This is a genomic window from Methanobrevibacter thaueri (assembly GCF_015062905.1).
Lineage (GTDB): Archaea > Methanobacteriota > Methanobacteria > Methanobacteriales > Methanobacteriaceae > Methanocatella > Methanocatella thaueri_A.
Map to the genome: position 1 here is coordinate 1 of NZ_SUTK01000045.1, position 11,543 is coordinate 11,543.

8 protein-coding genes are annotated in these 11,543 nt (G+C 40.5%); 4 read left to right on the forward strand and 4 right to left on the reverse strand.

Annotated features, from left to right (window positions below; translation table 11 throughout):
• Positions 1-88: 88 nt before the first annotated feature.
• The 3 genes from E7Z79_RS07765 to polC all read right to left on the reverse strand — a co-directional run bounded on the left by E7Z79_RS07765 (position 89) and on the right by polC (position 6,314).
• The gene (locus E7Z79_RS07765; RefSeq protein ID WP_303739392.1) at positions 89-337 is read right to left on the reverse strand and encodes a hypothetical protein; all 249 of its coding nucleotides are present in this window, start codon (positions 335-337) and stop codon (positions 89-91) included.
• Between the two features lie 108 nt (positions 338-445).
• A complete protein-coding gene (nrdD, locus tag E7Z79_RS07770) occupies positions 446-2,764 on the reverse strand; it encodes an anaerobic ribonucleoside-triphosphate reductase (RefSeq protein WP_303739393.1) in 2,319 nt (772 codons plus the stop codon).
• Between the two features lie 253 nt (positions 2,765-3,017).
• Positions 3,018-6,314, reverse strand: a complete 3,297-nt coding sequence (gene polC / locus E7Z79_RS07775; protein ID WP_303739394.1) for a DNA polymerase II large subunit — start codon at positions 6,312-6,314, stop codon at positions 3,018-3,020.
• A 159-nt stretch (positions 6,315-6,473) separates the two neighbouring features.
• Here polC and E7Z79_RS07780 point away from each other — a divergent pair, with 159 nt between their 5' ends.
• From E7Z79_RS07780 to E7Z79_RS07790, 3 genes are read left to right on the forward strand one after another with little or no spacing between them, the layout of a single operon-like run.
• Positions 6,474-7,544, forward strand: a complete 1,071-nt coding sequence (locus E7Z79_RS07780) for a hypothetical protein (protein ID WP_303739395.1) — start codon at positions 6,474-6,476, stop codon at positions 7,542-7,544.
• Positions 7,545-7,577: 33 nt separating this feature from the next.
• Entirely contained in the window at positions 7,578-8,048 is a 471-nt protein-coding gene (locus E7Z79_RS07785; protein ID WP_303739397.1) for a nucleoside deaminase, read from the forward strand.
• Positions 8,049-8,426 carry a hypothetical protein gene (locus tag E7Z79_RS07790; RefSeq protein ID WP_303739398.1) on the forward strand — a complete coding sequence of 126 codons (378 nt, stop codon included), beginning with the start codon at positions 8,049-8,051 and terminating at the stop codon, positions 8,424-8,426. It abuts the gene before it with no gap.
• A gap of 20 nt (positions 8,427-8,446) precedes the next feature.
• Here the strand turns inward: E7Z79_RS07790 and lysS are convergent, their stop codons facing one another.
• Complete coding sequence (lysS, locus tag E7Z79_RS07795) at positions 8,447-10,030, reverse strand: lysine--tRNA ligase (protein WP_303739399.1); 1,584 nt, start codon at positions 10,028-10,030, stop codon at positions 8,447-8,449.
• Positions 10,031-10,199: 169 nt separating this feature from the next.
• On the opposite strand from lysS, the gene E7Z79_RS07800 reads away from it, so the two are divergent.
• The coding region (locus E7Z79_RS07800) for a right-handed parallel beta-helix repeat-containing protein (RefSeq protein ID WP_303739400.1) at positions 10,200-11,543 on the forward strand (1,344 nt) is incomplete at its 3' end.

The window sequence follows — 11,543 nt, forward strand, 5'->3', positions numbered from 1 at the left end:
AAACGCAGCAATTAATATTCTAAACCGCTGGTTCAACGGAGATAGCCTGAAAAAATACTTAAATTAACCATTATTAAGTGAAAAAAATTCAGGAATCCCCACCCTCTTTTAGGGTGGGGTGGTTCAAGACAAGCTTTTTGGCGGATTTTTTGACTTTATATTTTTTGGTCTTGAGGTTTTGCTTTACCTTTACGGTTTTTTTAATGCTTTCTCCTTTGTAGATTGCTGTCAGCTTGTATTTTCCAGGCTTTACTGTGTTCGGTATTTTGAATGTGATGAATCCGTTGGCTTTTGTTTTCACCTTGTATGTTTTCTTGTTGAGCTTGATTATCACCACTTGATTTTTACAAATAGGCTGTCAAGAGCATAAGGACTCTTAGATGATATTAAAATATGATTTTGATGGTTTGAGTGTTAAAAAAATGGTGTGAAGGAAGATAACTGTTTAGTTATCTTCGAATCTTCTTCTGTCAATTAATTCTTGACGTTTACCTGGGTTCCAACCTCCGGATGCAGATTTTGCACGTCCAACTTGTTGTACGTATCCGGTAATTCTGTCATACCATTCTACATCTTCTTTTTCACCACAGGTAGGACAAACATTGTTTAGCCCTTTCATTAAAGTTTTACATTTTAAACAGAAGCTTAATGCTGAGCTGTAAGCCCAGAATCCGATATCGGATTTTCTTGCGATTTTATTGGTTAAACTCATTAATGAATCAGGATCGGAGTATGATTCTCCCATGAATGCATGGAAGATGTGACCACCAGGAGTTAAACCGTGATATTGTTCTTCAATTTTGATTTTTTCGATTAAGGATAATCCGGTGTCTACTGGTACGTGTGAAGAGTTGGTGTAGTAGTTAGCGTTTCCGTCACCTTGTACGATAGCTTGGTCTCCGAATTGTTTTTTGTCGAGAGTTGCGAATCTGTAAGCGGTAGATTCAGCAGGGGTTTGTAAAACAGACCATCTGAGTCCGGTTTCTTCTTGTAATTTTTTAGCTCTGTCATTCACATATTCGAGACATTTTACACCGAACTTGTTGGAGTCAGGGTTTTCGATTCCTTCACCGAATAAGGATAATAACATTTCGTTAAGTCCAACAAAACCGAAGGATAAAGTTGAATTTTCTATTCTGTAGTAGGATTCTCCATTTACATCCTGTTTTAAGAATGGTAAAATGTGGAAGTCATTTAAACATTTTAATCCTTGTTCTCTTCTGAGCATCAAGGTTTCAACTGCAAGGTCCATGTATTCGTCTAAGTATTCGAATACTTGGCTTTCATCTTTGGATTGGTATCCGATTCTTGGGAAGTTTAAGGTTACGTAAGCAAGGTTACCGGTTCTTAAACAGTCTTGATCCCAGTCACCTGTCCAGGTGTCTTGTAAACAGGTTCTGCATCCCATGTAGTTTGCCATTTTTCCTCTGTATTTAGGGAACATGTTTACAAAGTATGATGAACCGTATTTTGCGGATAATTCATGAACTAATCTTAAGTCATCTTCGTATTCACTGGTCATTGTTTCTTCACGGAGAGTGTAGATTGTATTTGGGAATAAATGAGGTTTACCTTCATTGTCTCCTTCAAGCAATGTTTCAGTGAATGCTCTTTGGATTAATCTGGTTTCATCTTCAAAGTCAGCGTAAGTTCCGACAACTTGACCTTTTGGTCCGTATGCGGTTTCATCTTTAAGGAAATCAGGAACACCGAATTCCAATGCCATACTTGTGAATGGAACTTGTGATCCTCTTGCAGCGTAAGCCATGTTTAAGTTATATACAAGCATTTGAACAGCTTGTTTGATTTCGTCGTAGGTTCTTCCTCTTGCAAATGGTGCGACAAATACGTTCCAGAGGGACATTGATTGTCCACCGGACATGTTCTGTTGTGCTGCAAGCATGATTTCACCAGTGTGGTTCATTAAGGTTTCCATGTGGTTTGGTGCACCTGCAATGGATGTGTGGTCACCGGTACCGTCCACTTTAAGTCCGTATCTGATGAATGTTCTTATATCATGTTGTAAACAGTTTAAAGGTCTTCCTGCGAAGAATTCTAAATCGTGAATGTGAATGTCACCGGCCATGTGGGCATCTGCCAGGTGTGCAGGTAACATTTTTAAGAGTGCGTATTGTTTTAATGCTTCGTCTGCTACGTGCTTGTGGATACTTTCTGGGTTGTGGATCATGTTTGCGTTGTCCCTGTTACCGTTTTCGATTAAAGAGGTAATGTTGTATACAGGGATACCTAAACGGGTGTAACGGCTTCTTAAATCTTCTAAACCGTATTCAATCAATTTTGTGTTGACCATTTCCCTAATCATTGGAGCGGTCAGGTATTCCACATTCAATTTTTTGAGTTCCTTCCAGGTTTCGGTAGCAATTTCAAAAGCAGTTTCTTGGCTAGCACCTGTTTCTTCAATCAGGGTGTTAGCGATTTTTGATAAGTCAAATGCTTCAATAGTATCTCTGGAGGTACGTACTTTTAATTGAGTGCTTGCTAAGTATTTGTTAGCGATTTCAGGGTCGATATCTTCTAAACATTCGTGTACGATTTTTTTGATTTCTTTGGTTTTGATTCCATCGTATAATTGAGATACTACAGTTGCAATGATTTTGTCAGATTCAAAGAATGGGGTTTCTACCATTATCAATGATTTCATCAATTTTTCGTAACTAAATCTTTCTGTTATACCGTTATTTTTCTCCACGTTAATTTTAACGGTTTTTTCTAAATTATTTCCTAATTCTGATATTTTTTCCATTTAATTCACACCATTTTCCTAGTTATTAAAAAAATTTATTATCCAATATTGAGAGAGAGTACGCTCTCACATGCTATTACTATTTGTAATCACTTGTATAATTATTGTTCGTATTGATACGAACATCTACTTAATACTTAGATTCAACTAGTATATAAATTGTTCGTCTTGTTACGAACAAAATTCATATACTCTGATATTTTCTATATTTTATATATTAAAAATCAATTGTCCGAGAGCATTTGAAAAGTAATCAGAAAAATACGTCAAGCGAGCTCTGCTTGGACTTGTCACTTTCAAACAGTGAGTTGATACCGAACTCCTGAATCTCCAGACGCTGCTCAAGGTAATGTGATACCGGATAACGGTTAACCAGATCCCTTGAAATTTCAAGATACTTGGTAACTGACCCTTTTGAAACGGACAGAATCAGATTTCCTCCACATGCGCATTTTCCGGTAAGCGGCATTCTGCGGTATTTGGCTCCGCACTTTGTGCACCTTACCTTCTGCTTGGAAAACGCCCTTGAGTTTCCCATGATGTCCGGCAGGAAGTGTGATGTCAGTACCTTTTCGACAACTCCCCTCTGGTCTACGGCACGTATGGTTTCGGCAAGCGCGATTTGGGCCTCGACCTTTTCCCTCATTGAAGGCAGCCTCTTGTAAAGGCAGACTGTAGGTCCCGCATGGATGTTTGAAGTGTGGTGGGAAAACATCAGTCCCTCGTACTGCTCAGGAGTGCCCAGATGCATTTCAACATTGTCGATGTACTCCAATACGTCAGCAGGCTTGTGAGGAGTGTATGTCTCTTCATAAAACTCAACAGGGAACCTTTCGAATATGTCCAGGTTGTGGGATTCGTCGTCTATCTCTTCAGGGTCGATTCTTGAAGATAAAACTAAAGGTGCGTCCATACTTCCTCCCCTTGTGTTCGGAAGGTATGTCTTTGAGAAGTTGATCAACGCATCCAGAAGAAGCATTACCGCATCTTCGTCACTGTCACAGTTTCTACGTTTTGCTGAGTGGAAATAAGGATGCGCATAACATCCAAGCGCTTTTGTGAATCCGACTATTCTTCCCAGAACTCCTGCAGAGGTGTGCGGTGCAAGACCTGCCACCAGATGGCCGATGAGGTCGCTTTTTTCCTTAACGTTATAGAACGGCTCCATGCCATAGTATCTTGTAAGCTCATCGTCTATGAACTGTGCTGTTCTGAGCAGATATTCTCCACAGTTGTCGGATATTACAATGTCCTGAACCCTTAACTCGATAATCTGGTCTTCATTTTCAATCGGATTTCCATAGCAATCCTTTTCATAGCCCATTTCAAGCAGTTTCTCTACTGTAACGCCGATTTCCTTTGGTATGAAGTGGGTCAGCGGCAAATCGGTGGAGTCATGACGGATGGTTCCGTCCTTGAATGTGAACACCTCATGCTTTGCCCTGAGTATTCCCTTTTCGATAGGCTCAGGCAGCTTGGCCTCGGAAATCATACCGACAACGCCTTTTACCTCGTCGACACGCCTTACCTTAACATTGTCTGATGCCTTCTTGAGCATTGACGCCAAAGGAACGGTTTTCATTGAAGGCTTGCCCATTTCGGTTGGATGGCCACATTTAGGACAAAGTGAGCCGAAGGAGCTGATTCCACATTCCGGATTGGTACATTTCCTTCTGGATATCTCCACTTTAATGCTGCCCTTTTTGGCGGCGGTTGCAACAAGTCTTCTGGCTCCTCCGTAATTTCCTATCGGAATCAGTCCGTGAGGGGCAGGCCTCATCAGCCTTTCCTTTGATTTTTCAGGTCTTCCGACACGGGTTCCTATGTAGGCAGGGGCCTTGTTTTTGATTTCAACCGGTGAAACCGCATTCACGGCCTCTATTGTTGTCTTCATCTCCGGCAGTTTTTTGGATAATGTGACGAGCAGTGCATAAGAATGATCCTTATCGATGATTATCTTTCCGTCCCTTACGATGTGCGGAACTCCAATGATTTCCAGTATCCTTTTGGGATAGGACATGTCCAGCTTGATTCCCTCATCCTTCTTGTAGGTTGATTTGGACCTTTCAAGCAGATCAATCAGTGTGTTCAAATCGTCGATTGTCACGTCATTGTAGCAGTATGTGTATTTCGGATGAAGTGGGATATTGTAGTCCTTTGAGAGCTTGAACGCCTCGACAGATGACAGGTAGTCATATTCCAGTTTGTACAGGTCCAGTTCATTGTTGTCGGCGTTGAAGTTTTCGCTTCTCATCAGAAGCTGTATCCACCATTCCTCAACCCATCCGGACGGGTATAGAGGCTGGTTGTTTCTTAAAAATTCTCCGAACGCTACAAGCATGTCCCCTAAAAACAGGATTTCAACAACGTCCTTTTTAACTTCACGTGCCTTTTTGACGCTGTCAAGTATTACGACATCGCCGTTTTTGAGCTTGACGATAGGTCCTTCGATTGAATCGACCGGAACGACACAGTTACCCTTTCCGGGATATTCGATTTTAAGCTGTGTTCCCACGGCCAAAAATTCAAGCAATGCCATTGTTGCCGGGTGAACTCCCATTGTGGCAAGTCCTGTGTTTCTTGAACGGCCATACCTTAGCCTGAAAGCGCCCTTTTCTGAAGGATAACCCAGGATAGGCCTTCCTCCGATGATATCCTGAATGTATTTAGGTTCGCTGACGACATCTGAATCATCGCCTGAATCTGATGAGTCATCCTTTTTAGGCTTTGAATACTCGCTCAGCCATTCCCAGTCAAGGCCCAGCTTTTTGGAAATCTTATGAATCTTCTTGGATTTCTGGATAACTCCCTCAACCATAGCAAGGAGCGCTCCTCCACGGATGTTGTTTGTCTCGACACGCTCCAGGTCCCTGTGTGACACTTCCACCTGGTCTGTCTGCTCTCCGGATACCTCAACCGGAATGTGATTTGCGGCGAATCTCACTTCTTCTGGTGTTGGTGAGTACTGCAGGTTTGTGACTTCGGACTCGTAAAGCTCCACCTCTTCCACGTACCTTTCAATTTCGTCATCTATTGGTTTGAATGCGTCAATACCTATTGCCTGACGGATCTTGTCTCCCAGAAGCACGGCAAGTGCGGCAGCTGTACCTCCTGCACTTCTGATAGGTCCTGCAAAGTAAACCCCGATATATTTTGTTCCGTCAAAGTTTTGTTTAATCTTAACATCGGAAATTCCTTCAAGAGGTGCTGCTACAACCCCTTCTGTCAGGATAGCAAGGGCACTTCTCAAACCCTGGTCGCATCTCTGCTCCTCGTTCCAGTTGGCCTTTTCGCCGGTTAGCGGAAACTTTCCGGATGCGATTTCAGCGGCAATTTCAAAGGCAACGGATTCCCTGTCCATATCGGTTTCCAATTCCTTGATTCTCTTTGCCACACCTTCAGGGCCGACCAGCCCTTCTACTCTTTCAGCTAAATCCTTTGCAAGCGGCACTTCAGTTTCTGTTTCAACATCCAAACCTTTAGACCTTGCCTCGTTAGCTATATCGTATAGGTGATTGGTTTCTTTTTCTAATCTATCAAAATAATCCATAGTATCGCCACAAGTTAAAAAATTAATTTGGTATATAATGTATTGTTTCTTATTATTATTAAATTTTTTAGATAATACTTAAATATGCTAAAATCATAAGTTATTAATGTATCTTGTAGTCGAATTTTTAAAATTAATATTGCTATAATGGTGATTTTAATGTCTGATGAGAAACCAATGAACGCGATGTATGGTCAAAAAGTCAAATTGGACTTGGATAAACTTAGAAACAAGTCTAAAGAAACTGAAGAGAAAATAGTTGAAGAACCTGTTAAGGAAGAGGTTGTTGAGGATACTGTTCCTGAAGTTTTAGTTGAGGAAACTGTTGAAGAGGAACCTGTTGAGGAAGAGGTTGTTGAGGATACTGTTCCTGAAGTTTTAGTTGAGGAAACTGTTGAGGAGGAACCTGTTGAGGAAGAGGTTGCTGAAGAGCCTGTCCACAATGAACCTAAAATTGAATTTGTCGGAGAGCCTGTCGAAGAGGAACCTGAAGAAGAGCAACCGAAAGAAAATCCATCCAAATTGGATGATTTGAAAAAGAAATTAGATGAAAAAGACCAGAAACTATCCAATCAATCAAACGAACTGAACTATTTGACTAACAAAGTTATTCCTAAACTCAAAAAGGAAAATGCCGAGTTGAAAAGGCTTAAGAAGGAATTGACTGATGCACTTGAGAAATCCACAAGGAAATACTTCGATCAGCTTGACATCAATGCTGACTTAAGCAATACCATTGGAAAAATAGGTGCGGAAAGTGCAGTTCACAAAGTAAGGGCTGATAAGTTAGAATCTGAAGTGAACAACGTTAAAGAAAAGCTGGAATCTAAAATATCAGAACTTGAAGAAAAACTCGCTAGCACTGATGTTGACAGTGTTAAGAATGACAATGACAGGTTATCTAATGAAGTGAATGACCTGAAATCCAAGCTGTCAGATTCAAGAAAGGAAAACATATCACTTTCAGAAGAGGTTGACAAGTTAAGGGCGGAAATCATTGAATTCGGAAACTATAAAGATGAAGTAGAAGCTCAAATCAAAAAAGAGGTCGACGGATACAAATCTGAAATTTCTGACCTCAGAACTAAACTCAAAATCAAAGAAAGCGGTTATGACAAACTTTCAAACGAGAACAGCAAAACCATTTCCGATTTAAGAAAGCAAGTTTCAAAGCTTGAGGAAAAATTGGAAAAAGAATCCAATAAAGGATTGTTCAACAGATTCAAATAGATGATTAAATTCATCTATTGACTTATTTTTTTTATGAAAACCGATGATTATTTTATGGGCGAAGCTTTAAAGGAAGCGGAAAAATCCTTGGCCGAAGGCGGAATCCCAATCGGAGCCGTGCTCGTTAAGGATGGGGAAATCATATCCCGAGGGCACAACAGGCTTATTCAAAACGATTCTGTCGTTCTGCATGCCGAAATGGATGCGATTGAGAATGCCGGACGGCTTGACTATGATGATTATGTCAGGTGCACACTGTACACCACACTGTCACCGTGCCCGATGTGTTCCGGCGCCGTGATACTGTATAATATCCCTAAGGTTGTTATTGGGGAGAATACCACACTTATGGGTGCCGAAAACTTTCTTAAGTGCAATGGTGTGGAGGTCAGGGTTTTGAATGACATCAAATGCCGTGACATGTTTTTAAAGTTTGCCGCCAACAATTCCGAAATCTGGGATGAGGAGCTAAAGAAAGTCGGCAACACTACAGAGGTGAAATGAATGGAGATAATAGTAACTGATGAGCGTGACGAAAGGTTTGTCGAGATGTGTTCCTCATTTGGATGTGAAGTGAATGACCCTCAGGTAGTTCTTCTTTTGAATAATTTCGGAAAGACAGTGGGCTGCGCCAGCTTCAAGGTGTATGACTCCGAGTCCGCTGAGATAACAACACTATTTTTAAATTCCTACGATAACCGTGAGAGGATATCCTATAAGCTGATCAGACAGCTTGAAAAGATAGCAATGGATTATGAATTCAAAAGCATCGTAGTCAGCTTTGACAGTCGTGAAGACATTTTGATTGATGTTTTTGAAAAACTTGATTACAGGTTTGTGGATGATCTTCTGATGAAAAAGGAATTTAAAAGTTTAGTTTAAAAAAAAGAAAAGGTTAAAGATTAAGCTTCTTTTCTTAATCTTTTCACAACAAAGTCTTTGTCCAAGCTTAACAGGAATGATGCTGCTCTTGGACCTTGTTTTTGGCCGAGAATCATTTTATAGATTGCCTGGAAACCTTTTTGAGGTTTTAATCCTTGGCCTTCGAGGATTTCATACATTGCATCGTGCAATGCTGCGGCGTCTGTAAACTCTGTGGTTTCCATCAGGTCAGCCAGATCAGCCAGGAACTTGTCCTGTTCAGGGGTCAACGGCAATTTAGGAATGCTTTTCTCCTGAACTTGGAATTTGACGAATTTAGGCGCATAGGTGTCCAGCCAGTATTTGACGTTGTCCACCCTTTCGCGGTATTGTGCCAATTCGGTTTCTGTCAGGTCGCCGAACTCCTTGTCCTTGAAGCTTTTGGTAAGCTGTGAGTTTCTTTTGAGAATGTCGAAGATTTTTTCCAAATCGTCACCGGCAATCTGATAAGCGTTGACCAGGAATCTGAAAGGCGGTCTGAAAGGTAATGGGCTTCCAGGTTCCATCTGGACAATCTCATAGATTTCCTTGAATTTTCTGCCTTCTTTTTCGGATGGAGCTTCAACTTCATCGTAGAACACTTTTTCAACAGTGTCGAACTGGTCGATAAAGTCAAGGAAGGGCATTTTAGGTGAGAAGTCCTTTGCCTTCATAGGCTTTGACCTGAAGAGGTAATAGTGAAGACTTTCTGCAGGGCCGATTTTCAGCCATTCCTCAGGAGCGAAGAAGACTCCGTGGGATTTGCTCATCGCTTCGCCGTCAAGTGTGATCCATTCGTATGGCACTGGATAAGGTGCAGGATAGTCAAAGATCTTTTCGGATATTACGCTGCTCACATCGTAGGATCCTCCGCTTGCTGCGTGGTCCTTTCCGAAAGGTTCGCAAGTGGTTCCGAATATTTTCCATCTTGCAGCCCATTCTACTCTCCATGTGAGCTTACCGTTTCCGGATTTGATGTCCATTTCGCCTTCATGGCCGCATTCACATCTGTATTTTATGATGTCGCCGTCATAGTCGTAGGCATATGTGGTGTTTACGCGTCCACATTCATCACAGATAGGGTTGTATGGCAGCCAGTCGTCAGCCAAAGGCTCTCTTCTGTATTCGTTGAAAATCTCCTTGATTTCTTCAACTCTTTCCAGGGATGTTCTGATGTAATCGTTATATACTCCGGACTTGTACATTTCAAAACCGGATTTTGTTTCCATTTCAATTCCATAATCGTCCATCACGGACAGTAACGGCTTTTCAAAGTGCTCCACAAAGTTTGCACAGCATCCGTCAGGACATGGAATCATTGAGTATGGCATGCCCAGGTATTTGTCGTATGATTCAGGCAAAGGGTATGGAACCTTTCTTAATGGGTCGTGGTCGTCTGCAATCCATATTGTTTTAGCTTTCTTTCCTTTTTCTCTTAGTTTCTTTCCGATACCGTTAGCTACAAATATGTCGCAAGAGTTTCCGATGTGTATTGAACCTGAAATGGAGGTTCCGCTTGCAATGACATGCTCCTCTACGTCCATTTTACTCAATTCATTAGCTATGTTTTCAATCCAATGTGTCATTTATATTCACCATTATAATAATAAGAATAAGTTTTATACTACAATAGATTATGTTTTTTGTAATATAAAAAGTATTAGTTTGATGGTATTTGGCATGGCAGTGTCAAGATGTTAGCTGATTTTTTTGGTTGACAACAATTATATATGCATTATTAATGAAAATATTATTATGAAGCATAAAAAACTATTACTTGTTTTTTCAATATTATTCGTTCTTTTATGTTCGCTGACAGCAATTTCTGCCAGTGACTTGAATGATACGGATGTCATCGCAAACGATGATGCGGGCGAGGAAACCGTATCGTCCGACGCTGATATTGAAAATGAGATAACAACGGAACCTGGCAGTGGAAATTTAAATGGAAATACGTTTAGAGACTTGAACGCGACAATTGCTGATGCTGGAAATGTAGACCTTACACTTAATTATGAATATAATAAAAGTACTGACGAGGGGTTATTTCCTCAGGGCATTCTCATTGACCGGGACAATGTAGTCATTGACGGTAACGGCCATTTCATCAATGGGGAAATGCAAACTAGGGTATTCCATATAATAAATGCAAACAATGTCACATTGAAAAACATAAAATTCTATAATTCTGGCTACGATAAACTTAAAGTTGATGGTGGAGCTTTATATATTGAGGAATCTTCAAATATCACCATATTCAATTGTTCATTCGTATATAATCGTATAGTGAATGATGGTGGTAATGGTGGAGCAATCTATGTAAAATCAACCGACCCAATCAGAATCATCGATTCCGAATTCAAAGAGAATAGTGCCGGTTATGGTGGTGCAATAACCGCTCATAATGCCACATTGATACTTGAAAACACAGTTTTCGACAAAAATAGTGCTGTAAAAATCGGTGGTGCACTAAATACTGCTCATTCGACCCAAATCATTAACAACTGCACATTTAAAGATGGTAAAATTGAGTTTAGTGGTGGTAGTAGCGACCCTTGTAGGGGCGGAGCAATTTATGCCGAGCAATTCGACGAAGATAACGAAATGGTAATCACCAATACTGAATTCAAAAACAATTATGTATATAATGAAGGTGGAGCAGTTTATATAAACGGGCAAGCAAAAGTGCTCATTGAAGACAGTAAATTTTCTAAAAATGACGGCGATGTCGGAGCAATTGTTTGTGGTATAGCAAATGTAACAATAAGGAATACAGAATTTAATGAAAACCATGGAAGCGAAGGTGGTGCTGTATATGCCGGTCCTTCCACTCTGATTGAAGATTGTAATTTCACCGGAAATAATGCAGGTTATGGAGGGGTAATATTTGTTTACTATTCTGGAAGTGAAAACGGCAATGCTACTGTAAAAAATTGTAATTTCTTAAATAACTCTGCTGAGGTTGGTGGTGCAATTCTTAATCAGAAAACGGTCACTGTTTTGAATTGTAATTTTACAGGTAATTATGCTGGGTTTGGTGGTGCAATAAACTCTCAGGCTGGTAAAGCATTAATCTATAATTCAAATTTCATAGCCAAT

Bases quoted from the DNA above. Each gene is read 5' to 3' on its own strand.
- nrdD (WP_303739393.1), bottom strand. From the start codon at position 2,764: ATGGAAAAAATATCAGAATTAGGAAATAATTTAGAAAAAACCGTTAAA.
- polC (WP_303739394.1), bottom strand. From the start codon at position 6,314: ATGGATTATTTTGATAGATTAGAAAAAGAAACCAATCACCTATACGAT.
- E7Z79_RS07780 (WP_303739395.1), top strand. From the start codon at position 6,474: ATGTCTGATGAGAAACCAATGAACGCGATGTATGGTCAAAAAGTCAAA.
- E7Z79_RS07785 (WP_303739397.1), top strand. From the start codon at position 7,578: ATGAAAACCGATGATTATTTTATGGGCGAAGCTTTAAAGGAAGCGGAA.
- E7Z79_RS07790 (WP_303739398.1), top strand. From the start codon at position 8,049: ATGGAGATAATAGTAACTGATGAGCGTGACGAAAGGTTTGTCGAGATG.
- lysS (WP_303739399.1), bottom strand. From the start codon at position 10,030: ATGACACATTGGATTGAAAACATAGCTAATGAATTGAGTAAAATGGAC.